Consider the following 25,060-nt stretch of genomic DNA (forward strand, 5'->3'; position numbering starts at 1 on the left):
GCAACTTTTAATCACTTAAAACAACCTAGGCTTGGGGAGTAATCATAACCGTTAATACTTTGTCGCCAATGCCTTTTAACTTATGGAATTCTTCGATGATAATATCCTCAGAAGGGAGATAATCAGCCACCTCTTTAGACACTAAAATACTATTTGGGTGGGCAACTTCCTGTAAACGAGCCGCCATATTCACTGCTGGGCCAATAGCAGTATAATCAGAACGCTCTGGAGATCCAAACATCCCAACAACAGCCGTCCCAATATGAATTCCACACCGGAAACGCACAGGTTCAACGCCATTTTCACCGAAAATCCCCCGTTCTCGCCAGCGTTGATTGAGTTTATCAAGGGATTGTAACATTTGTCGTGCCGAATTCACCGCCTGTTTAACCTGTTTTTCAGGCCGTAACTCCTCCGGCGCGCCATAGAGAGCCATCACCGCATCCCCAACAAACTTATCCACCGTCCCCCCATTAGCAAAAATTACCCGTGTCATTTCCGCCAAATACTCATTCAGAACCACAGCAATTCCCTGAGATTGTAATTGATTTGACATTTGGGTAAAACCCACAATATCACTAAATAGAATAGTAATTAATCGAGGTTCAGGACTCAAATCCAATGCTAACTGACCCGTTGCCGCCTTTTTCACCATTGTTTCCGGTAAAAACCGCTTCAAAACAGACTCCGTTAAATACCGATTTAACTCAGCAACACGCCGTTCATTCTCTTTTAACGACTGTAAATTCTTCACCTCTGCCAACAACTCTCGATCATTAAACGGTTTAGATAGGTAGGCATCAGCCCCCCGTTCAACGCCTTCTAAGCGGGTATCCTCATCCGCCTTAGCTGTTAATAAAATCATCGGAGTCCCCTTCAATTCAGTGTTTTCTCGAATTAACCGAATTAAATCCAACCCCGATACCAACGGCATCATTAAATCCGTAATAATCACCTCTGGATGATATTTTTGAGCCATTTCAAACCCCTCATGACCATTACAAGCCACAACAACATTGTATCCAGATTGGCGAAGAATCTTCGAGACATAGCGCCTTAAATCCGGGTTATCATCCACCACCAAAACTAAATTTGTAGAAGTACCATTGTCCCCCAAAGCCATGATTTCTTCAGAAGTTTCTGAGCCATCAGAATAATCTTCATCCATAACATCAACATCAATATCCGCAAACTCCACCGAAGCACGACTTGAATTTAATTCCGCCGGAATTTCTAACACCTGTTCCCCCGGTAAATGGGAACATCCTAAAGGCAACCAAACCGTAAAAGTCGTACCCTTTCCATAAACCGACTCCACAGAAATTTGCCCCTTGTGAAGTTCCACTAATTCTTTAACTAAAGCTAATCCTAAACCCGATCCCTCATAAGAACGATTCGCCGAACCCTCCGCTTGACGAAACCGTTCAAATAAATAAGGAATTTGTTCCGGTTTAATCCCAATGCCAGTATCTTGAACTTGCAGACGACAATGATCCCCCAAGGGTTCAACCCTCAACGTAATCGTACCAGAAGGCGGAGTAAACTTCATGGCATTCGACAGTAAATTATAAAGAACCTTATCAAAACGTTCCAAATCTAAATACAACAACGGACAAGAATGTAACTCCGTTTTTAAATAGATTTCTTTCTTCTGACAATAAAGTTGAAACGACTCAACCGTACTACGACAAAAAGCAATCAAATCACAAGGACGGAAACTCGGCTGCATTCGTCCAGCATCAAACCGTTGTAAATCTAATAATTGATTGACTAACCGTAACAGCCGTCGAGAATTTCGTAAAGCAATTTTAGCTTGTTCTTGAGGTAAATCTTGCTGTTGATTAATGGCAGATTCTAACGGCCCAATCATTAACGTTAAGGGAGTGCGAAACTCATGGGAAATATTTTGAAAAAACTCCGTTTTAATCCGATCCGCTTCTAACAATCGTTCCGCTTGTTGTCGAGTTTTTTGATATAAACGAGCTTGTTGCACTGCTAAAGCCGCCTGTACCGCCACCACTTCCACCAAATTAATCTCTGAATCCAGCCATTTGCGGGTACGATTATTTTGTCGCAGGGAAATACTGCCAATAATCTCACCGTCGGAAAGTAAAGGCACCACCATTAAGGCTTTAGAAGCGGAACGCAGAGGTAATTCGGCAATATGAGATTCTGGTTGTAAATCTAAATCTTGAATCACAACAGGTTGTCGGGTGCGTAACAATTGTTGTAATACCGGATTTCCCCGAATCGGAACCAAAGACTGCGGCAACATTTCCAGAAATTGTTGAGCGTGAACCGTCGCATCCACACCCGCGAGGGGAGACTCTGACCACCATTCATCGCTCACCAAAGAAGCTTGTCGAGCCGCATCATATAAACCCACACATTGAACATACTCATCATCTCTTGTCCACAACGATAAAGCGCAACCATCAACCCGTAACGCCTCTCCCAACTGTTGCGTAATAGCCGCAAAAATAGTACGGGGATCAAGACTAGAGCGAATAGCAGAAGTAATCGTATTAACCAACGCCTCCCGTTTAGCCAGTTCTCGGACTTGTTCATAGGCGCGAGCTTGAGACAACGCCAAAGCCGCCTGATCCGCAACAGTAATCACCAACTGCACCTCATGATCCTGCCAAACATGAGAGTCTTGGCAGTGATGCAACGCCAAAACAGCCATTAAGTCTAGTTTGTAGAATAGGGGGACAACCAAACTAGAGCGAATCTGAGATTGAGCATAAGCTTGTTGACGTTCTATCACCGATACCACCCGTTCATCCGTTTCCGCCTCTTGGATCACCTCCACATCCGTCGTTTCCCAAACCAATAATTGCAGGAGATCCGTTGAGGGCTTTTGATCATCCGAAGTATCCAGAAGTTCTCCCCGTCCTGACTCATACATAAACCATTCATCTACCATTTGCCCATCTTGGAACGGTCGCAAAAGGCAATAGCGGGCCTCAAACATTTGACCCACCGTTTCCACAATCCGTTGTAGCATTTCCCGGTAGTTGGGGGCCGAACGAATGGTATTGGTAACGGCATAGAGGAGGGATTCTTGTTGGAGTGCCCGTCGCAGTTCTTCGGTGCGGGATTTGAGAACCGTATGGGTTTCTAAGGCTTGTTTAACAATCGCCTTGAGTTCGTCCGCATCCCAAGGTTTAGTCACATATTTAAAGACTTTACCCGAATTAATCGCTTCAACTAAATCTTCAACATCGGTGTAACCTGTAAGAATAATCCGAATAATATCGGGATATTGAGCCGCCGTTAAACTCAAAAATTCCGTCCCACTCATTTGTGGCATTCGTTGATCAGAAATAATCACAGCCACGTCAGATTGAGACGCTAAGATGTCCAGCGCCGTCGGCCCGCCTTCTGCTCGCAATACCCGGTATTCCCGATGAAAAGTGCGATACAGCAGATCTAGGTTATCGGGTTCATCATCGACAACTAAGATAGTCGGCTTAGATTTTTTCAGGGAATTCATGCACCGATCTCCTGCTGCAAGGGCTGTAGGGGGCTTGCGTTCTGTGTGGGTAACAGATTGGGGTGAACCCGCCCCTACCGGGTTATCAGGGTTAAGAACGTTTCAAGTGGTTTGGTGATTGAGGATGCCCCCTATTAATCTTATGCTTCTAGGGTGTTAGGTGTTGGATGTTGGGTCTTGAGGATGGATAGCTAACCCTCAACTGCTCACCAACAAGCCCAGCCCCTTTTGTACCCATCCGACTAGAAGGAATCGCTGCTCTCAGTTGAATCGGTTTTCCCGTGTCAGATGCCGTTTGTGGTTCAATTGTTAACCCCAGAAACCCCGACCCTCTCTCAATCTTTGTTGATTCTTGTTGGACATCTGCATCCAACCTTTGATGATCAAGATACTCATTGATTACTTATCCGATGCAGGTATAACCACAATCAGGATATTGATGCACAATATTTATTGTACCTTGATCATCCTGGGTGCGGAATTGTTGGCTGTTCTTAGGAAGAGGTAGGTGCAAGGATTTTATATATATTCTTGTGATCTTTATTATTCCTGTGCGATCTCTAAACTGGTGAATCATTTGTTTTTCTCTTCCCCATCTCACTCATCCTTTTTCGGATGCGAAAACCTCACTGGGCCGGGAACTCCTTCTCGGGTAGGAGGTTCTGTGGATTATTCTCGGTTACAAATGCGAGCGGCGACCTTGGGGGATCTCAGCGCCTTAACGGATGTTTTAGCCGAGAGTTTTCATTCCCGTGAGGGGATTTTTGGCTGGGTTTATCCGATTTTGCGGTTCGGTATTTATGAAGATTTACGCCATCGTCTGGTCATGGGTTCGGAACACTATCTGTGTTTAGTTGCTGTTGCTTCATCGGTCGGGGTTTCGTCCTCGATTTATAGACTCAATCAGGAGTATATTTTAGGAACGGTGGAAATGAGTTTGCGATCGCGGTATGCTTGGCAATTATCGTTAACGTCTCGCTATCCCTATTTATCTAATTTAGCGGTTCATCCCCATTATCGACAGCAGGGAATTGCCCAACAATTATTGAGAATTTGTGAACAAACTGCCAAAAGTTGGGGATTTTCTCATCTTTATCTTCATGTCCTGGAAAATAATCGCCCAGCGAGACAGCTTTATTACAAACAAGGTTATCGATTAAAAGAGATTGATTCGGGTTGGGATTCGGTATTATTTGGACAGCCTCGACGTTTGTTTTTACAAAAACGAATTTGAGCTTTTTTTAAGACTGAATTCGTTGTTTTAATCGTTCTCCCAAACGTAAAATTTGACACGCTAAAATCCCCGCCCCAAAGCCATTATCAATATTAACAACACCGACTCCCACCGCACAGGAATTTAACATGGTTAACAGAGGGGCTAACCCATTAAAACTCGCACCATATCCCACACTGGTTGGCACTGCAATCACCGGACAATCGGCTAAACCTGCAACGACACTGGGTAAAGCACCTTCCATTCCCGCCACTACAATTAATACATCCGCATCGGCAATTAAAGGCCAACTACTGAGTAAGCGATGAATTCCAGCAACTCCCACATCCCATAACCGTTTCACGGAAAAACCACATAAAGTGGCGGTTATTGCCGCTTCTTCAGCAACGGGTAAATCGGCAGTTCCGGCTGTTAAAATGGTTATTTTTCCGTTAGTATGAACCTGGGGAATGGTATCCGGTTGAATGGCACAAATTTTAGCCGATTCATAATAGCGTAAATCCGGTATTTGTGCTTTTAAGTGTTGATAAATATTGGGTTCAATTCGAGTCGCCATAACCACCGGATTTCGGGTTCGCATCACCTCGATAATCTTAATAATTTGTTCGGGGGTTTTATTCAGTCCCCAAATCACTTCAGGAAATCCGGTTCTTAATTTGCGATGGTGGTCAATGCGGGCAAAATCACCAACGGGTTCAAAATCAAAGTATTTAATTTTATCTAACGCATCGGTTGGGGTCAGTTGACCGGATGCAACGGATTCGAGTAACTGTTGTAAAGCTTCAGGATTCATTTCGATTTAAAAACTAATTATTCAGCAATTCTGAGTTCATACAAATTCCAAAAACCTCCTCCTAAAGGGGTGAATTGAATGCCTTGAACTCGGTTGCGAATCGCTTCAAAGGAGAGGGGATTAACCATATATAATAAAGGCACTTGTTCTGCAATAATTTTTTGAGCTTTGCCATAAAGTTCTTTCCGCTTTTTCGGATCAAATTCTTGGGACGCTTTCACAAATAAATCGTCTATTTCTTGTTCCCAAGTAGAAACTTGCCAACCTTTAATCTCTGGTTCTCCCGGTTGTGGCCCTTGGTTAAAGGTGTGTAACCGTCCATTCACTGACCAAATATTATAACCCCCATGAGGTTCAACTCCGCCTCCAGTAAATCCTCCTAGATAGGCATCCCAATTTCGGGAACTCGAAAGACGTTCTACCAAAGTATTAAAGCTGAGAAATAATAAATCGACTTGAATCCCAATTCTAGCAAGATCTTGGTTAATTTGAGTTGCCATTTGTTCCCGAATTTTTTTACCCGCACTGGTTAAGAGAGTAAAGCGAACAAAATTTCCGTCACTATCGGTTAATTGCCCTTGATTATTATACTTAAATCCAGCATCAATTAACAGCTTTTTGGCTTGTTCAGGATCATAAAGATAGGTTTTTAATCCTTCTTCGGGAGATAAATAAAAGGGACTTTGTACAGGAATGGGAGAAAATTGCAGTTCTCCTAATCCCAAATAAAGGTTATTTTTCATCACGTCCCGATTAATCGCATAATAAACCGCCTGTCGGAATGCTATATTATTAAACCATTTGGATTTAATTGGCTCAACAAAGGGTTTCCCTTGGACATTTTTTCCTTGATTTAAGTTAAATGCCATAAACACAGTTCCCATATCTGGCCCTGCATTAAAAATGGTAAATTTTCCCCGTTCTTCTTCAGGTTTTAATAAAGGAAATGCTTCGGGTTGAATGGGTAAAGTATCTAAAGAACCTGAACGAAAATTCAATAATTGAGTATCGGTACTTTCTATAATTTGCCAGACAATTTGTTCAATATAGGGTTGGGAATTTCCTTGTTCATCTTTGCGCCAATAATAAGGATTTCGTTGTAAAATTACCCGTTGATAGGGAGCATAGCTTTGGATGCGATATTGACCATTTCCCACAATATCTTGGGGGTTTGTATCGGTTCCCCAAGTGGTTAAAAATTTAGGGTTTCCCTCAGCATCGGTTTGGGTTATAGATTCTTTTAAAATATGAGATGGTAAAATTGTTAGTCCGGCTACATATTGTAAAAAAGGAGCAAAGGGTTCTGCAACGGCAAATTCAACCCGACGATTATCTAATTTTTTAACCGTTGGGAAGGTTCGACTTTTTCCGACTCGTAAAATATCTTTAAAACTGGTGGGAATTTTATCGTTTAAATAAATTTTATTATAGGTAAAAATAATATCATCAACCGTAAAGGGTTCACCATCCGACCACTTCAACCCATCTTTTAAGGTAATAATAATTTTTTGTTTATCTTGAGAGATTTCCCAAGATTCCGCTAACCCAGATTTCGGGATTAATTCTCCGGTTACGGGGTCTTCTTGAATTAACGGGTCATACAAATAACCAAATACATTATAAGCCGATTGACTCATGGGCGGATTAAACGTCGCTGGGCCGCTAGGGGTGGGAATCACCAATCGAGATGGAATTTGGGATTGAACGGCACTACAGGCGCTCAGAACCAGTGCTAATAGAATAATTACAGTCTTTTGGAACCAATAAGGTTTAAATGGAATCATTTTACAAAAACTAGCTGATTGCTATAGCAATCTTAAATCATTTTTGAAAAAAACTGTAGGGGTAATGTCCTGCTAACACCCTAGAATAAAATATTATAACTAATTGAGTCGGAGGGTGATATACTTTATATCGCTTTCAGCTTTAATATTAACGAGAAGCCGTATTTTGAATTTCTAACTGAATTTGATCAAAAATCCCATTATCTTTAAAAAATTTGTCTTGAATATTATTCCATCCGCCTAGATCTTCGGCGTTAAATAATTTCTTAATCGGGGAAAATTTTTGAGAGGCTATCGGATCTAAGGGTCTAAATCCCACTTTAGCAAAAGCCCTTTGTGCTTCAGGAGTAAAGAGGAATTCTACAAATGCTTCTGCGACTTCACGAGTTTCTCGGCGATCAACATATTTATCTACAATGGCGATGGGATTATCAATAGAAATATTAACATCAGGAATAATCACTAAGGTGTTTTTAGCGAGTCCATTTTGAGCCGATAAAATCATTTCGTTTTCATAATTAATTAATACATCTCCTTGATTTTGTCGTAGAAATAAATCCGTTGATTCCCGCGCATCTTTAGCTAATACAGCGACATTTCTATAAACTTGAGTCACAAAATTTAAGGCTTCGGTTTCCGTCCCTCCGGTTTGTGTAATCGCCCCCCACAACGCCAGGAAATTCCAACGCGCAATTCCTGATGTTTTGGGGTCAGCCGTAATCACCGAGACTCCGGGTTTTGCCAAATCAGACCAAGTACGGATGTGTTTCGGATTTCCAGCCCGGGTAACAATCGCCCCGACTGAATGGGCGACAATCCCCTGATTGGGGACTTCCTGTTCCCAACCCGGTTGAATTAAGCCAGCTTCCTGAATTTTGTTGGTGTCGAGGGCTAAGGCTAAATGCACAACATCCGCCGGAAATCCATTAATCACGGCGCGAGTTTGGGTACTAGATCCAGCATAACTTTGTCTAATTCTCACCTCCTGGTGATGTTCCCGATGCCATTTTTCTTTAAACAGAGGAATAATTTCGGCGTAGGCGGCGCGAGTTACAGCATAGGACACTAAACTCAGTTCAACGGGTTGACGTCGAGGAGTGATCTCGTCTGCGGGAGAAAAGGAAGAGGGAGAAACGGTATATCGATTACAGGCGGGGAGGAGGAGACTCAAACTCAGACTGGCCAGCAACAAAAACAAAAAGCTATGAGAGAGTATCCAAAATCCAGAGTCCATCCATTTCTGCCACTGACGATAGAACATAGCCCGTGAAATTCCTCAGTTATTGATTAAGATTTTAATCAAAAAATACTATAATTTGGTAGGATTAGTGTACTTTATAATAAATAATATAACATTTTCGAGGATAAGGCGATTGCCAATCGCGGATTAATGTTGTTTTAAATACAAAAGAATTCAGGGGACAATTAGGATTATAAACCTTTGCTAGAATATGAGGATGTATTGACTGTTTACCCACTCAATTCGGATTTTTTAAACTTTGAGTAGCTCCCGTAGGAAAAATAATATGGTTCGTTTTCATAAAAAGTTATTTCCTCAATCCAAAAGTTCAATTACTCGTGAAACGCTGATAAAAATGGCGGTTAGAATTGCGTTTGTTATCTTGGGATCAACCGCCCTCAGCTATCTCCATTTAATGTCTATTTTAGAAACTCAAACCATCAAACAGCTAGATAAATATATTGTAGAACGGGGACAACGGGAAAGCAATATTTTTAACTTAGCAGAAGATAACCATGCTGTCTTAGAACAGGAAATTAAACGCCGTTTAGAAGAATGGGAAGATTATGACCCCCAAGCAGAATTTGATCAACGATTTGTGCGTTCTAATGATGGAGTCATTCGCAATCAACCGGAAAAGTTTGATCGCAGCCGTCAAGCTGGAGTTTATATTGGCAAAAATGTTGAACTTACTCCCGAAATTCGTCGTCGTGTTCTCATATTTTATGATTTAGTTATTTCCTTTGGAATGGCTTGGCGAAGTCGCTTCCAAAATACCTATATTAATACGCCTGAAAATATAGGAATTATGTATTGGCCGGAGGTGCCTTGGGCGGAAAATACCACATCAGATCTCTATATTCCAAATGAAGACTCTTTCTCGATTACGAACTTCCAACATAACCCAAGTCGTCAGACAGTTTGTACTGGACTTTCTTATGATCGTATTGCCAGAGATTGGACGATTTCTTGCGGAACTCCCGTTGATATTGCAGGGAAACAGGTAGCAACTATTGGTCATGATATTGTTTTAAATGAACTCTTAGAGCGAACCTTACAAGACCGCCTACCTGGAACTTATAATCTGATTTTTCGCTCCGATGGTCGTTTAATTGCCCATCCCGATAAAATGGATGAAATTAAGAATAAGCAGGGAAAGTTTGAGATTACTCAATCTCAAGATTTGCATTTAATCCGAATTTTTGAGTTAGTCAGACATTTAGAATCAGGACAATCTGTTGTAAAAAATGATCAAGATCAAGAATATTTAGCCGTTGCCAAACTGGAAACGCCTGATTGGTATTTTGTTACAGTATTCCCCAAATCTATTCTAGCAGAAGTTGCCTTTAAAAATGCTCGTTTTGTCCTGATTTTAGGAGGAATTTCTCTAATTTTTGAAATTGTGATATTATTATTTGTTTTGCGTCAACAAGTTGCTGAACCTTTAAGTCAACTGATGGTTGCAACGGAACAAATTGCCACGGGGGATTTTAATATTAATCTCGATATTAAACGCTCAGATGAATTAGGGCAATTAGCATCATCCTTTAATACAATGGCTGGGGAAGTTCAGGCGCGAGAAGTAAGACTCAAGCAAGCACAAATTGCCTTAAAACGAACCGATAAACTCAAGGATGAATTTTTAGCGAATACCTCCCACGAACTTCGCACGCCCTTAAATGGAATTATTGGGATTGCGGAATCGTTAATTGATGGCACAACCGGTCAGTTAACCTCGGCTACCCTATCTAATTTAAGAATGATTGTATCCAGTGGCAGAAGGTTAGCAAATTTAGTCAATGATATTTTAGATTTCTCTAAACTCAAACATAAAACCCTGGAACTTCAACTCAAACCCGTCGGGTTACGAGAAGTTGTCGAAGTCGTGATCACCCTGAGTCAACCCTTAATTGATCAAAAAAAATTACAGATTCACAATAAAATTTCACCCTTATTACCTGCGGTAATAGCGGATGAAAATCGCCTGCAACAAATTTTTCATAATTTAATTGGAAATGCTTTAAAATTCACCGATAGTGGTAAAATTGAAATTACCGCTCAGGTTATTTCTAATTCAGCATCACAACAGCTACAAATTACCGTTTCTGATACCGGAATTGGCATTCCAGAGGATAAATTAGAACGAATTTTTGAGTCCTTTGAACAAGCGGATGGTTCCACAGCTAGAATTTATGGCGGGACAGGATTAGGACTGGCGATTACCAAGCAATTAATCGAATTACAGGGCGGAGAAATTTGGGTAGAGTCAACACTCAATGAAGGGTCTCAATTTCATTTTACTTTACCCATCAGTCTGGATTTAGAAAGCCATTCTTCTAGTATTTCTATCTTGAGTTTAAGAGATCATTTTCCTTCATCTGTGGTGATGAGTTCTGCTGTTTCGGTCTATTCTGAAGACAGGTTGACGGAGAATGAAGAACAGGTAATTGAGGAAATTTCATCAACTTTGATTCAAGATCAACAACAAGTTTACAAAATTTTAGTGGTTGATGATGAACCTGTTAATCGTCAAGTTTTAGTCAATCATTTATCTTTATATCAATATGAAATTACAGAAGCTGCTTCAGGTCATGAAGCCTTGGATTTGCTCAGAAACGGTTTTAAACCGGATTTAATATTACTGGATGTGATGATGCCTCGAATGACGGGTTATGAAGTGACGCGCAAAGTTCGAGAAATCTGGCAACCGAATGAGTTACCCATTGTCTTACTTACAGCTAAAAATCAAGTCTCTGATCTCGTCATTGGTTTACAAGCAGGGGCAAATGATTATGTGACGAAACCTATTACAAAAAGTGAATTAATTGCCCGGATTACAACCCATTGTACTCAAGCAGCAACCTTCTTAGAAAATGCCCGTCTTTATTTAGAATTACAAGCTTCTGAAGCCAGGGAAAGAGAAAGATCCATGCAGCTTGAGCAATCTTTAGAACAACTCAAAAATGTTCAATTACAAATGATTCAAGCGGAAAAAATGGCGAGTATTGGTCAATTAGTCGCTGGAGTGGGTCATGAAATTAATAATCCAATTTCATTTATTTTAGGTAATCTCAGTTATGCCGAAACGTCAGTTAAAGATTTAATTGAGTTAATTCTTCTTTATCAGGATAAATATCCTCAACCTTGTTTAGAAATTGTTGAGAAAATTGAAAAAATTGATTTATCTTACTTAATTGAAGATTTACCCCAAGTGATGGCTTCTTTAAAAATGGGAGCAGAACGAATTAGACAAATTAGTATTGCTTTACGCACATTTTCTAGGAGAGATACAGATCAGAAAGTAGAATTTAATCTGCATGAAGGAATTGAAAGTACCCTGATGATTTTAAAACACCGACTTCAGGGGAATTCCAAGCGCCCGGAAATTACTATTATTAAAAATTATGGAGATTTACCCCCGATTAATTGCTATCCTGGACAACTGAATCAAGTATTTCTCAATCTTGTCGCCAATGCTATTGATGCGTTAGATGATGCGATGGAAGATCGAGCTTATCGAGAGCATTACAATTCTCCTCAAAAAATTAGTATCTACACAGAACTCTCTCAAGATGAACAATGGGCAATGATCCGAATTAAAGACAATGGTATGGGGATGATAGAATCAGTAAAACAAAAAATATTTGAGCATTTATTCACAACAAAACCTGTAGGGAAAGGAACAGGAATTGGTTTATCAATTAGTCATCAAATTATTGTGGAGAAACACGGAGGTAAACTCAGTTGTGTTTCTTCTTGGGGAGAAGGTTCAGAGTTTATAATTGAAATTCCAGTCGAATAAAAATGAACGGGAATCTTAATTCACTTTTTCTAATAACGCTACTGCATAAGCCGCAATTCCTTCTTCTCGACCAACGGGGCCTAATTTTTCATTAGTGGTTGCTTTGACACTAATTTGATCAAGATCTAAGTTTAATGTTGTAGTCAGCATATAGCACATGGCTTTAATATGAGGTTTTAATTTCGGACGTTCTGCGACAATTACAGAATCAATATTCCCGACTTTCCAACCTCGATCTAAAATTAATTGATTCACCTGTTTTAATAATACTAAACTATCTGCTCCTGCCCATTTCTCATCCGTTGGTGGGAAATAATGCCCAATATCTCCTAAACTTAAAGCACCTAACATGGCATCCATAATGGCATGGGTTAAAACATCCGCATCACTATGTCCTAATAAACCGAATTCATGGCTAATTTTTATTCCGCCTAAAATTAACGGCCGTCCGGTAACTAATTTATGAATATCATACCCATTGCCAATGCGAATATTCATCAGATATTGTTTCCCATTAAAATCAACATAGTTTTTTATTTTACCATCAATTCGGATCAAGTTTTATAAATCGGAAATACTCAACTTTCTTAACATTGAGGTTTTTTTGTCTTGGTGGGCTTGCATTCGTCCTAAGACATCACAGAGGAATTGTAACGCTTTATCAATATAAGCTCCTTTATTTAACATCACACATTCTGCCCGACTTCCCATGGCTGCATCCGTCACTTCTGCACGAGATGGCATTCCTCCTTTTGCCATAGATTCTAACACCTGAGTTGCCCAAATAACCGGAATATGAGCGGCTTCACACAGCCATAAAATCTCTTCTTGAACTTCTGAAAGTCGTTCAAATCCTAATTCTACACCTAAGTCTCCCCGTGCGACCATAACAGCCAGGGGAGGATGTTGCATGGCTGTTAATAACAATCGAGGAAGTTGATCAAAAGCTTGTTGATTTTCAATTTTTAAAATTATCCCTAAATGTTCTCCTCCGGCCCGTTTTAATTCTGTAATTAATTGTTCGATATCTTCAGGTTGCTGCACAAAAGAAAGTGCTACCATATCTCCAAATTGAGCAATAAATTCTAAATCTTGAATATCTTTTTCTGTTAAAGCTGGAAGGTTTAACGTGGTATCAGGAAGATTAATTCCTTTTTCGCTTTTGAGTTTATTTTTACCATTGACAACGGATGTAATTTCAACTCGAAACTGATTTTCAAATACTTCTCGAATAATACCTGCTATTTTTCCATCATCAAAAAAGATCCGTTCCCCGATTTTTACATCTCGAAACACTTCAGGTAAACTACAACCGATACAAGCTGGTTGGATGAGATTTCCCTGTTCATCTAAAACCGCCGATTTTCCTAAAATTTCTCCTTGAATAATCAGGAGTGAATCGCCTTCAGCTAAGGTAATGGCTTGAGGTTGGGGCGAAATTTGAGTAACAGTATCTTTGGCGATTAATTTCTTCCCTCGATACAAAGATAATTTAGTATTAGAAACAAGATAAGTTGTTTTATCACTTTCACAAATACAAGTTGTTTTATTGACTTCTGTTACGTTCAAAAATCGACGGCTTCCCCTGGTATCGGTCAAACGAATTTGATCCCCAACTTTCGCCAATTCTAGTAAATGTCCTTGAATCGGAATCACATTATTTTTATATTGTAAGGTATGAGGTTGAGACGTAAAATAAATTTTTTCCGGTTTAATAACTTGTCCTAAAACATTGCGCGTTGGTTTCCATTTAATTAATTCTGGCCCAGGTTCAATCTGTTCTGTGCGTAATTTTGGCCCTGCTAAATCAAAGGAAATGCGACAGGATTTCCCTAATTGTCGTTCAGCAGCGCGTAAATTGAGGATCATTTTTTCCCAAGCTTCAGGATGATCATGAGCGCAATTAATTCGCATTACATTCATTCCTAGTGCTAATAAATTATAAATAATTTTAGGATCATGGGCGGCTTCACTGGGAATTGTTACCATGACGCGGGTGTTATGTTGTTTAGGACGAGGGCCTAATATGGCGACAGCGTTTTCTGCTAATAGGGCGCTTCCGACCTCAAAGGTGATGGGGGCTTCCTGTTCTAACTCAGTGGGAATAGGGCGTTGATCTAATCGATATAATGTGCCTAAAACAGCATCTAAAGATGCCATTACATGGGCTTCCATACGTCCTAAAGAACTTAATCCTAATCGAATTAATTCCCGTTGTAATTCCCGCAAATCATGACGACGGATGGCTAAATAGTGAACTAAATTATAGGCACTTTCTCGACAAGCTGGAGAGGTTTTTTGTAGTAAATCAGCTAATTCTTCTTCTAGGGATATGGCGGTTTGTCGAAGTTCGGTTACAGAACGAATCGCTCTTTCAATAGTAATAGAACGAGACAGTTCAGCAGAGGTATATCGCTGTTGTGGTTTCATATCTTTAAGTAGACCTAAGTTAAGTCCAGGGAAAAGTTTTATTCTGAACTTAACTTTGATTTTAGATTGAGAACCCTTCCTCGCGCAATCCCATTGTTAAAAAGCCTCAATAAACTTAAAAATGATTAGGAATTCGCAAGAAAAATTACCAGGGGAAATGTAGGGATGTTTTGCTGAACTGGACGTTAGGATAAAATTTAAACTTAACTTAAACTGTTCTTAAACAGTCTAGGCTATGCTTGATGTTTAAAAACTCTGTGAAGATGAATGAATAGAATGTGCAGAAACGCGATTGGACTGAGAAGCAGCAACACCAAAAAAACCAAATAAAATCAGAAATACACTGACCACATACCCTAAACTAATCATTGCGTAGGAATTAGCCATACCATTGAGGAATTGTTTAATCATCAAGACATGGATGAGTAAGGTATTCATGATTGTAACCTCCATTGTGGAATTTATGAATCGGTAATACTCAACCCGCAAAAGAGTTAGCACCCGGTTGATTCTATGGGGTGATATTCGCGTTTTTGTATATGGATAACTCTTTTGGAGGATGTTACTTCTAATGCGAACTCATTCAGAGCAAACTAGCTGGCATAGAAATTATAACAACTGCCACCAGGACTTTTCAGGTGGTTTTTTGCAGCTATCGTACAAGAAAAAAATTCTTGTCTGAGCAGTTGCAAATCTATAATAACACAATCACTGCTCAATGAAAAGTTAAATTGAGGATTATAATCCCGTAGTAGGATGGCCTATGCCCACCCCTAATAATATGAAGAGTGAAAATAAGCCATTTTTTCAGTTTTATTCAGATCTTAAAAAAGGTTCAAATGGGGGGACATTGACCCAAGTTCCGGTTTCATTAGATTCATGGGTTAAATCCATTAACAATTGAGAATAAACCCCTGCTTTTAAGGAGGGTTCTAAACTTTTTCCTTGTTCAATTCCGCTTATCCATTGATCAATAACTCGCATTAAAGGCGCAATTCGACCATCAGGATAAATCCGGGGAAATTCTAACGGTTCAGGAATCGAAATTTCGCTTAAAGCTTCACCTTTCTTGCTTCCCCATAACCGAAATCCGTGTACATAATCTTGTTGATTATCACTTCCTAAAATTAAGGTTCCTTCACTCCCATAAACTTCTACCCAATGTCCTCGTCCTTGATAGGTGACAGAGCTTAAACAAACTTGACAAGGTGTACCATCATTAAGTTCTAAAATTAAGGTACAAATATCATCCGCATCAACAGGTTTTAATTCCCCTCCGGCTTCAGGATCAGGACGTAAGGGAATGGTAGTATTGAGTTGTCCACAGAGGCGTTTAATTGAACCAAATAACCAGGAAATATAATCAAAACTATGGGAACCAATGGCGCCTAATACCCCGCCTCCTTTGTCTTTTTGAGCATACCAATTCCAAGGACGGCTTTCATCCGCACGACTGGAGACTAACCAATCAATTTTGATTAATCTTTTTTGACCAACATAATTATTAGCTAAAAGTTGGGCAAATTGTTGCCAAGGGGGAATAAACCGAAATTCAAAATCTAAGCTGGTTATACAGTTCTTAGATTCAGCAAGTTGATAGAGATATTTAGCTTCTTGAACGGTTAATGTTGTCGGTTTTTCTAATAATAAATGTTTACCCGCATTCAAGGCTTGTTTAGCCATTTCAAAATGTAAAAATGGCGGGGTTGAAATCGCAACTCCTTGAACTTGTGCTAATGCAACAATCTCATCAATGGTATTAAAAGCATAGGGAATATTATGGCTAGATGCGATCGCTTTTGCTTTTTCTAAATCTCGATGATAAACGGCTACAACTTCAGTTTTAGGATGGTCTTGAAAGGCAGGAATATGAACTTTTTTACCAAACCCGGTTCCAATTACAGCAATGCCAATTTTTGTGTCTGTTGTCATGGTTTCTCCTGATGAAAATATCCGCAATTTCAGAGTGGCAATAAACGCCGTCTCTGTCTTGATTGAAATTAAAAATATTGTGATTATTTTAACATAAATAGGTATAATATGATCAAAGGTTGTCTTGATTAAAATAGCTAAAGGATGAAAGATAATGCCGATGGGTTTAGAAGTTCGTGATTTGCCGAATTATTCCCTACCGGAAGCTGCAAAATATTTACAACTTCCGACTGGAACATTGAGATCTTGGGTCTATGGTCGATATTACCCTACTCGTCAGGGAAAACAATATTTTACCCCATTAATTGAATTACCTCCTACTTCCAACAAACAACTATCTTTTACTAACTTAATTGAAGCTCATGTTTTAAGTGCGATTCGACGACTCCATCAAGTCCCTTTAGCTAAAGTTCGTGCAGCGTTAGATTATCTCAATCAAGAATTTTCTGCACCACACCCCTTAGCACAATTAGAATTTCAAACTGATGGCGTTAACTTATTTGTTGAACAGTTTGGGGGATTATTAAATGTTTCTTTAACAGGTCAATTAGCTTTGAAGGAAATTTTATACCAATTTTTAAGTAGAATTGAACGAGATCCATCAGGATTACCGATTAAACTATTTCCTTTTACTCGAAATTTTGATCAAAATGCTCCGAAAATTGTTGTGATTGATCCCTATATTTCCTTTGGTCGTCCTGTGTTAATGGGAACAGGAATTCCCACTATTATTTTAGCAGAACGGTATAAAGCTGGAGAATCTATTAATGAATTAGCAATTGATTATCAATGTGATCGTAGCTTAATTGAAGAAGGAATCCGTTGTGAATTAGACTTAGTAGCATGAGTACAACTGAACCAGTAATCTTTTTTATTGATCGATGTTTAGGTCGAGTTACAGTTCCAAAAGCTTTAAGAGAAGCAGGAGCTACAGTTGAAATTCATGATGATCATTTTCCCCAAAATATTAGAGATGAAGATTGGTTAATAGAAGTTGGAAATCGTCAGTGGGTTGTTTTAACAAAGGATGAAAGAATGGGTTATCGCACCTCTCAACTTTTGAGTATTGTTCAAGCTAATGTCAGGGTATTTGTATTTGCTTCAACAAATTTGTCAGGAGATGCGATCGCTTTAACTTTTGTTAATACTTTACCCAAAATGACAAGATTTGCTTTAAATAATCAACCCCCTTTTATTGCTAAAATTTATCATCCTGGACGAGTTACTCCTTGGATAAACAATACAAAAATGCTCCGAAAAATCGAACCCTATACCCGATAAGATTACAAACGAGTCTTAATTTTATTTTCTACCCATGCTATTACGTTTTCTCCTAAAGAAACGTTATCTAATAAATCAATTTCTCGAATTCCCGTCGGACTGGTAACATTCACTTCCGTTAAATAGCCTCCAATCACATCAATTCCGACAAAATATAAGCCATCTGCAATTAATTTAGGGGCTAATTGTTGACAAATTTCGTATTCTCGATTAGTAATTTCTGTTTTAGCAACTCGTCCGCCAACCGCCATATTTCCTCTAAATTCTTGACCTGTGGGAATGCGATTCACTGCACCAATGGCTTCACCATTTAACAGAATAATCCGTTTATCTCCGTCTTTGGCTTCCGGTAAAAATCGTTGAATCATCACCGGATATAACCCTTGTTGGGTGCTAATTTCAATTAAAGAATTGAGATTGCGATCGCTAGGTTCTAAAAATAAAATTCCTTCCCCTGCTTTTCCGCCTAAAGGCTTCAAAACGGCTGCACCTTCTTGTTCAACAAAATCTCGAATCACCTGTTTATCTCGACTAACAATAGTTGTCGGAATACAATCTTTAAATTGTAGCGCGTACATTTTTTCATTGGCTGTTCTTAACCCATGAGGGGAATTAATTACCAAGGTTTTTTCGGGGTTAATATAATCTAAAAGATAGGTAGCATAAAGATAGGGAATCGTCACAGGTGGATCGGTTCGCATAAACACCGCATCCATATTTTCTAAAGGTTGAAGGGTCGGTTGATCAATAGAAAACCAAATTTCACCGACAACCCAACGACCTTGATCCCTAACAATGGGAGTGAGGCGAACTGGCGTTAAAAGTGCCCAGGTTTGACCCTCAATCACATTTAATTGATGCACTTGTGTCACCCAGATTTCATGTCCTAAAACTTGCGCGGCTTCCATTAAAGCAACGCTGGTATCATGGCTGGGATTTAATTTTTCGATTGGGTCAATGATGAAGGCAAATTTCATCGAAAAAATTGGTTTTGAAACCCCGTCCTTTAGCGAAGCGGAGGACGGCTTTACAAAATCTTCTAGGTAACAATTAACCCGTTAGAACGACGAATTAACTGTACTTTACTAGAAGCAATCTGCCCTAACCGTTTCCAGTTAGCATCGCTGACAGATACTTGTCTTTCGGTGTCTCCTGACACATAACCAACACCCTTGGGAGATTTAACCAAATCACCCTTGCGAAAACCATGACGAGTTGTAGAACCTCCATACTTCCGACGCACTCCACCTTTTGCCGGAAGCATTAAGTGAAGTTGGCGACGAGAAAAAGGGGGTCTGCGAATCACTCGAAATTCAGCAGTGGTAATGACAACATCACCAAACCAATTAACACCATCAGTTTTTGCTGTATGATATTGGCGATACTCAACAAACGCTGTTGCAGCAATCGCTACACCATCAACTGCATGAGTGTTGAATTCCGGCTTGGATTTGTCTGTTTTGTTCTTGGTTAGTCCTAAGTATTTACGAGTTGATGCCGTTTGATCACCTTCAATCTTAACGACGGGTGCTAACTTTTCCAGTTGGGTTAACATCCATTTTTGTCCAACCATAACAGGTGAAAAACCTTTACCCGATTTAGCTTGTTTACGCCCACTGGTTAAATCAACATCAGCTTTGACATATTCATATCTAATTTCTGTAACTGGGTAAATCTTGAATAATTCGGAAACTATTCTCAATTCCAATTGACGATTAGCACGAATTGAGGGAGCCAGTTTACCTTGGCGACGATTATTAAAGCGTTTTTGGCGATGGTTGCGTTTTGAGAACTCAACCTTGCGGTTAATTCTTCTTCCTCTGCGACCTCGACGCATTAATCGTCTTGCATCCATGCGTTCACGGACTGTCTGAAATGGCAAAATCAGATGAGCCGTATACAGTGTAAACTTAGCTGATTGAACACCAATCCCAGAGAATTTCTTGCCCGGATCAATTCCAATCACAATATTTTGGGTTGTGTATCCACTCGGTTTAACTAACAGTTGAACATAAAATTGCCCACAGTCTGAGTAGCGTTTAACTGCTTTTCCTGACTCAATCCACTTCCTCGCTCTTGCTGGTGTGGTTGGCATCAATGGCTTGTTGTTTTGATCGACTACTGGTATTCGCATTTTGGTATAACCCAATTTCTTGTTTCAGTCTCTTCGCTCAACTCAATTAAGATGTCTTGGCTTTACCCAACACCTGAACCAATCCGGTTTAGATTTTGTCCGAACTAGAGAAGTATTCGGAAGTCTGTACCCAATTGAGTCTCCATGAGCTATTCACTGCTTGCGTTGCCTAAATTGGTTTAAGCAATCCCCGCACTTTTAGGGCGGGGTTAGTGAACTTTATTCACAGTTAACGGTTAACAAATTAAACGGACGTTAAAACAGAAGACAAATTTTAGATCCTGACCTTTGAAACCTTCCTTTCATCCATTGAAACTGTCAAAGTGACAGGATTTAGAATAAAATTAAACCAGCAAAGGATCAAGTTTTCCTTAATTATATTCATTTAAGTTCAGCGAAATGTCAACTTCTTTAACTGTAAATGCACCTCAACCTCGGATTTCGGTTCCCACTTCTAATCCCGATAATCCGGCTTATCTTGTACAACCTGGAATGGGGTTAGATGGTGTTGTTAAAATTCAAGAAATTAATGGTCATAGTTGTAGCGGATCATTGCTAACAACTGGACGTCATATTTTAACCGTTGCCCATTGTGTCACAGATGAATTCGGACAAGCTGATTATAGTTCACCTTCAGAATATACGGTTTATTTTAATTTACCCTCTGGGACAGTCTCGATTCCCGTTTCTCAAATTTATATTCATCCCGATTGGACTTCTGATACTAATTATAACAATGATATTGCTATTTTAGAACTTTCTCAACCTGCACCTGAAGCCGCGAATCGCTATGAAATTTATACCGGGGCTGATGAAGTGGGACAGATTATGCAAAAAGTAGGCTATGGTGTTCCAGCAACGGGAAATTCTGGAGAAGCCGATTATTCTGATCTAGTTCCAACTAAACGAATGGGGCAAAATCGTTATGAAGCTTCTGGCGAATTATTTAATAATTATCCTTATTATTATAGTAACCAACCCGGAAAACAATTAGTTTATGATTTTGATAATGGCTTACCCCAAAATGATGCCTTTGGGCAAGAATTTGGCATTAACGATTTAGGATTAGGATTATCAGAAGTTAATATTAGCCCTGGAGATTCAGGGGGGCCAGCCTTTATTAATGGAAAAATTGCGGGTTTGACTTCTAATGGTTTTAGGTCAGCAACACCGGGTATTGATGTTACTAATGCCTTAGATGATAGCTTTGGAGAATATGCTTCTGATACGAGGGTTTCAGTTTATGCAGATTGGATTAATCAAATTATTAATCCTTCTCCCTATAGTGGTAATGATAATATTGTTGGCACGATTAATAATGATTTTCTCTATGGATATCAAGGGAATGATACCCTCAACGGTTTAGGGGGGGATGATCATTTATTTGGGGGAAAAGGAGGAGATGATCTTTATGGAGATGAGGGAAATGATCTTCTTTATGGAAATTTAGAGTTTGATATTCTCTGGGGGGGTTTGGGAAATGATTTTTTAGCAGGAGGTCAAGATTTTGACTATCTCTATGGAGAAGAAGGAAATGATACCTTAACGGGAGATCAAGGCAGTGATTATTTAACTGGAGGAAGCGGATCTGATCTTTTTATTTTGGCTTTGGCAACTTCTAATTCAGATCAATTATTAGCCGATACTATTTATGATTTTGAACCCAGTTTTGATCAAATTGGCTTAACAGAAGGTCTAACAGAAGCCAATTTAACCTTAGAATTTTCGACCAATTTATATTCTAACTTACCAGAAACGGTCATTCGGGTGACAAGTTCCAATCAAATTTTAGGGGTAGTTTCTAATATTTCTCCTCAACAACTTCAAGGTCATTTTATTTGGGTTTAACACCGGATAAAAGTTAGAAATTTATTTTCTAGCCCAACCATTAATTGTAAATCGACTATCCGCAAATTGTTTAGACGGACAATAAACGGGTAAAACTTCGTGCATTAAACCGCTATAAAAAAAGATAATGCGATTATTCAAAGGTTCGATGGTTTTAAAATTTTCTAATTTTGAGTAAGCATATTCACCGTGCCAATGGGTATCATAAATTAATAATTCTCCTCCGGTAAAAGCTTTAGGTTCTCGATAGAAATAATAAACATAAGTTAACGTTCGAGTTGCATCTCTTTCTGAACCATTATCATTATGAATGCGGAAATAATGGCCGTGATTATGGGCGGTGAGTTGAGCATCAATATGAGTAATCGCAAAAGGAGGAATATTCAGGTGTTCTAAGGCGTTCCAAAACACAGCCCTAACTCGGTTGAGAATAATATCAGCAAATTCTGGAGAATAATACAACACTAAAGAGTTTCGATGTTCGGGATAATCAGCCGTGTTTGTTGCAGGGCCAGTTAATTCATAGTTTCCTTCTTGTTTAATCGCATAATCGAGAAGAGTTTGATGTTCTTCTGGGGATAAAAAATTATCAATTTGCCAATAGTTAATATTAAAAAGTTCAGCTTTTGGTGTAGCAGGAAGAGAAGGAGATTGAGTTTTAATAAAAATTGGAGGTTCGGTGATCACCCCCACTAAAGAATCACTAGAAAACCATAAGGCTTGCTGCTGTCCATTGACCGGAATTTGAAACAATTTAGGCGGTTCATCTTGATTTTGTTCTGTTCGATGAACCACTGCATTTAATAAATTTAAGAGTAAAGGAGAATTAGAGGGTAACGTGATCCCATATTGATAGCCGCCGAGAAGGAGTAACGTCACCTGAATGTCTTGAATCGTCGGTGTGAGTGTTGGGTGGTGCATAAATTCCTGAAGCCACTGGAAAAGTTGATGTTGATTTTAACTTGAATCCTATAGGGCTGATGATCACTTCAAAAATTTTATAGTGCGTAGCACTCAGGAATAGAGCCCTGGGGTGGGCTTCCCCTGCTTCTGGCTAATGCACTATTATTTGCATTTGTCAAGAGAACCGGAGGATGTCTTTACCGAAAATTAATAATCTCAGCAGCAGATATTATACCTTTTGATAGATGCAAATCTTTAAAGCATCAGCGTTTTGGCTGATGAATGAATTTTTTCAACATATTTGCCTCTATCTTAAGATGTATTTTTTTGATAAAGACTCGCTCAGATTGTTGACTTCGCTAATGGGGGTATGACAATCTGTTTTTAGTGATGACACTCAGATGAGCGCGAAATTACCACCATAGGTCAGTTACACAAGATTATTAATGGGTAGTTTCTACAAAAACAAAAATTATCGGTAATCGCTTTTTTAGAGTAATCCTACTGTCAACCTTAACTTGTTTGGAGATTTCGGAAAAATGGCTACTTCAACTCTGATGAAAAAGTTATCTTTGGCTACCGCTAGTGCAGCATTGATGGCGATGGGCGTAGGAACATCAGCACAAGCTGCGAGTTTGACGAATAGTACAGGGTTAACTAATCCTACCCAAACTATCAACTTTAATGAGGTTTCTCTTGGTGAAGGAGAGCAGGTCACAAACCAGTTTTCCAGCTTGGGCGTAAGTTTCACCAACCTCTATAACATTACGTTTTATAATGGCTATTTTCCCAATATAGCAGGTAATACTCTAGCTAACTTTTCCAATCCTTACGGTGGGTCCATCGAAAATCCATTTTCTATAAAATTTAACACTAATCAAACTGCGGCAGCATTTTCAATGATATCCAACCCAGGGACATCAATATTCACTGCCTTACTGAATGGCGCAGTCGTTGAAACATTTAATGCCGTTACTCAATATTCAGGAAACTTCTATGGATTCACAGATATTCTCTTTGATGAGATCCTAGTTAATTCAGCACAAGGCACCAACGGTGCAGCACTTATTGATAATCTTCAGACAGTAGCTGCTACTAAATCTGTTCCCGAACCTGCTTCTACCTTGGGCTTGTTGGCGCTAGGTGCAATGGGTGCAGGTTCACTGAAACGTAAACAACAACAGAAACTAACAGAAAAAGCATAGGTTAATCATCTCCAGCAATCCGCTAATAGAAAGCTTTGGTTAACAGTTGCAACAAAACTGTCAAACCAATCAAAGCACAATCCGTTTTTGGGCCTGATGAAGTGGTGTTTAGAAACCCAGTTTCTTCAACAATACCTTCGCCAAAATGTAGAGAGGGCTTTCTGTAGTAGAGTTGTTGTCAAGCAAAACCTCAACTCAAAAACCGCAGAAAGCCCATGAAGGATATATTAGCACGATTAGAATGCGATTAGCCTTGGGTCAGCCAAACGACTTTAAGACAGTGGAGCCGAATCATCACAGCAATGCTGGCGATGAGGGTTCTCCTATACTTATGGTTATAAGTAAGGCTTATATAAAAAGACAAGCTAGTAGCTTTTGGCGCATCATCTCAAAATTTTTGAAGCCATAGCTTTGACGAAGAATTAATTTGATCCGGTTGTTTAATCCCTCCATAACTCCACTGGTTGTTCGATTAATAAAATAATGGCAAATATCGGGAAGATGGTGTTTAAGAGTTTGGGTTGATTCAGAGAACTAGCGAATTTATCGAGCCTCTCAGCGTGGTGATGTGAAAGCAGTTCGCAGACTCCAAAAGACGTTGATGAAGTCTTGGTCAGCAAGATGCTTAGCGGTCAGGCGGGTCACGCAAGACAACAGTGGTAAGAAGACGGCTGGTGTGGATGGGTTAAAAAGCCTAACCCCAAAACAACGTCTCACCCTCGTTGCCAACCTCAAACTAATATTAGTAGCCTCAAATTAAGTGCGGAAGAATTCGGGGAGAAGATTAGAGAACATTGGTTAATCGAAAACCAAAATCATTGGATAAGGGATGTTTTATTCCGTGAAGATAGCTCCAAGATTCGCTCAGGTTGGGTTGGGCTGCACAAAACTTCGCTATTATCAGAAGTATTGTCCTTAATCTTCTCCGAATTAACGGCTATCATTCTCCCACAACAACTCAAAGAATGATAGCCGAAA

The 25,060-nt window shown here is 39.5% G+C and carries 18 protein-coding genes and 2 pseudogenes; 8 read left to right on the plus strand and 12 right to left on the minus strand.

The annotated features are described in order from the left end of the window. Positions 1-25: 25 nt before the first annotated feature. A complete protein-coding gene (locus H6G57_RS00750) occupies positions 26-3,496 on the minus strand; it encodes a response regulator (protein ID WP_190515225.1) in 3,471 nt (1,156 codons plus the stop codon). Between the two features lie 664 nt (positions 3,497-4,160). On the opposite strand from H6G57_RS00750, the gene H6G57_RS00755 reads away from it, so the two are divergent. Continuing rightward, positions 4,161-4,730 (plus strand): GNAT family N-acetyltransferase, encoded by a 570-nt coding sequence (locus H6G57_RS00755; protein ID WP_309235583.1) that lies wholly within the window; start codon positions 4,161-4,163, stop codon positions 4,728-4,730. 7 nt (positions 4,731-4,737) lie between these two features. Here the strand turns inward: H6G57_RS00755 and larB are convergent, their stop codons facing one another. The 3 genes from larB to H6G57_RS00770 form a co-directional block, all read right to left on the minus strand. Beyond that, entirely contained in the window at positions 4,738-5,523 is a 786-nt protein-coding gene (larB, locus tag H6G57_RS00760) for a nickel pincer cofactor biosynthesis protein LarB (protein WP_190515227.1), read from the minus strand. Between the two features lie 17 nt (positions 5,524-5,540). Continuing rightward, entirely contained in the window at positions 5,541-7,307 is a 1,767-nt protein-coding gene (locus H6G57_RS00765) for an ABC transporter substrate-binding protein (protein ID WP_190515228.1), read from the minus strand. 148 nt (positions 7,308-7,455) lie between these two features. Further along, positions 7,456-8,568: a sulfate ABC transporter substrate-binding protein gene (locus H6G57_RS00770; RefSeq protein ID WP_190515230.1), complete on the minus strand. Its 1,113-nt coding sequence runs from the start codon at positions 8,566-8,568 to the stop codon at positions 7,456-7,458. A 265-nt stretch (positions 8,569-8,833) separates the two neighbouring features. Here H6G57_RS00770 and H6G57_RS00775 point away from each other — a divergent pair, with 265 nt between their 5' ends. Further along, positions 8,834-12,349, plus strand: coding sequence for an ATP-binding protein (locus H6G57_RS00775; protein ID WP_199313896.1), 3,516 nt, complete (start codon positions 8,834-8,836; stop codon positions 12,347-12,349). A gap of 15 nt (positions 12,350-12,364) precedes the next feature. Here H6G57_RS00775 and ispF read toward each other — a convergent pair whose 3' ends face one another. The 4 genes from ispF to H6G57_RS00795 form a co-directional block, all read right to left on the minus strand. Further along, positions 12,365-12,847, minus strand: a complete 483-nt coding sequence (gene ispF, locus H6G57_RS00780) for a 2-C-methyl-D-erythritol 2,4-cyclodiphosphate synthase (protein ID WP_190515232.1) — start codon at positions 12,845-12,847, stop codon at positions 12,365-12,367. Between the two features lie 63 nt (positions 12,848-12,910). After that, positions 12,911-14,779, minus strand: coding sequence for a pyruvate kinase (locus H6G57_RS00785; protein WP_190515233.1), 1,869 nt, complete (start codon positions 14,777-14,779; stop codon positions 12,911-12,913). A 246-nt stretch (positions 14,780-15,025) separates the two neighbouring features. Continuing rightward, positions 15,026-15,217 (minus strand): hypothetical protein, encoded by a 192-nt coding sequence (locus tag H6G57_RS00790; protein WP_190515235.1) that lies wholly within the window; start codon positions 15,215-15,217, stop codon positions 15,026-15,028. A 375-nt stretch (positions 15,218-15,592) separates the two neighbouring features. Next, positions 15,593-16,711, minus strand: coding sequence for a Gfo/Idh/MocA family protein (locus tag H6G57_RS00795; protein WP_190515237.1), 1,119 nt, complete (start codon positions 16,709-16,711; stop codon positions 15,593-15,595). 154 nt (positions 16,712-16,865) lie between these two features. On the opposite strand from H6G57_RS00795, the gene H6G57_RS00800 reads away from it, so the two are divergent. Together H6G57_RS00800 and H6G57_RS00805 are read left to right on the plus strand one after the other, a co-directional pair. Further along, positions 16,866-17,558, plus strand: a complete 693-nt coding sequence (locus tag H6G57_RS00800; RefSeq protein ID WP_190515238.1) for a DUF433 domain-containing protein — start codon at positions 16,866-16,868, stop codon at positions 17,556-17,558. Beyond that, positions 17,555-17,992 (plus strand): hypothetical protein, encoded by a 438-nt coding sequence (locus H6G57_RS00805; RefSeq protein WP_190515240.1) that lies wholly within the window; start codon positions 17,555-17,557, stop codon positions 17,990-17,992. Before H6G57_RS00800 ends, H6G57_RS00805 begins: the two co-directional genes overlap by 4 nt. Positions 17,993-17,994: 2 nt before the next feature. Here the strand turns inward: H6G57_RS00805 and gshB are convergent, their stop codons facing one another. After that, entirely contained in the window at positions 17,995-18,969 is a 975-nt protein-coding gene (gene gshB / locus H6G57_RS00810) for a glutathione synthase (protein WP_190515241.1), read from the minus strand. Positions 18,970-19,031: 62 nt separating this feature from the next. Beyond that, complete coding sequence (locus H6G57_RS00815; protein ID WP_242048836.1) at positions 19,032-20,087, minus strand: RRXRR domain-containing protein; 1,056 nt, start codon at positions 20,085-20,087, stop codon at positions 19,032-19,034. A 438-nt stretch (positions 20,088-20,525) separates the two neighbouring features. On the opposite strand from H6G57_RS00815, the gene H6G57_RS00820 reads away from it, so the two are divergent. Then, positions 20,526-21,974: a trypsin-like serine protease gene (locus H6G57_RS00820; RefSeq protein WP_190515245.1), complete on the plus strand. Its 1,449-nt coding sequence runs from the start codon at positions 20,526-20,528 to the stop codon at positions 21,972-21,974. A gap of 21 nt (positions 21,975-21,995) precedes the next feature. Here H6G57_RS00820 and H6G57_RS00825 read toward each other — a convergent pair whose 3' ends face one another. Next, on the minus strand, positions 21,996-22,895 hold the full coding sequence (locus H6G57_RS00825) for a 2OG-Fe(II) oxygenase (RefSeq protein WP_190515247.1): 900 nt from the start codon (positions 22,893-22,895) through the stop codon (positions 21,996-21,998). Positions 22,896-23,416: 521 nt separating this feature from the next. On the opposite strand from H6G57_RS00825, the gene H6G57_RS00830 reads away from it, so the two are divergent. Further along, positions 23,417-24,082 carry a PEP-CTERM sorting domain-containing protein gene (locus H6G57_RS00830; RefSeq protein WP_190515248.1) on the plus strand — a complete coding sequence of 222 codons (666 nt, stop codon included), beginning with the start codon at positions 23,417-23,419 and terminating at the stop codon, positions 24,080-24,082. Between the two features lie 348 nt (positions 24,083-24,430). Here the strand turns inward: H6G57_RS00830 and H6G57_RS00835 are convergent. Next, a pseudogene (locus H6G57_RS00835) lies at positions 24,431-24,616 on the minus strand (transposase); the annotation flags it as partial. A gap of 4 nt (positions 24,617-24,620) precedes the next feature. Between H6G57_RS00835 and H6G57_RS00840 the strand changes: the two are divergent. Continuing rightward, positions 24,621-24,821, plus strand: a pseudogene (locus tag H6G57_RS00840) (reverse transcriptase N-terminal domain-containing protein); the annotation flags it as partial. A gap of 44 nt (positions 24,822-24,865) precedes the next feature. Next, positions 24,866-25,051, plus strand: a complete 186-nt coding sequence (locus H6G57_RS29695; RefSeq protein WP_375539503.1) for a hypothetical protein — start codon at positions 24,866-24,868, stop codon at positions 25,049-25,051. Positions 25,052-25,060 lie beyond the last annotated feature (9 nt).

Source organism: Planktothrix sp. FACHB-1365, assembly GCF_014697575.1.
Taxonomy (GTDB): domain Bacteria; phylum Cyanobacteriota; class Cyanobacteriia; order Cyanobacteriales; family Microcoleaceae; genus Planktothrix.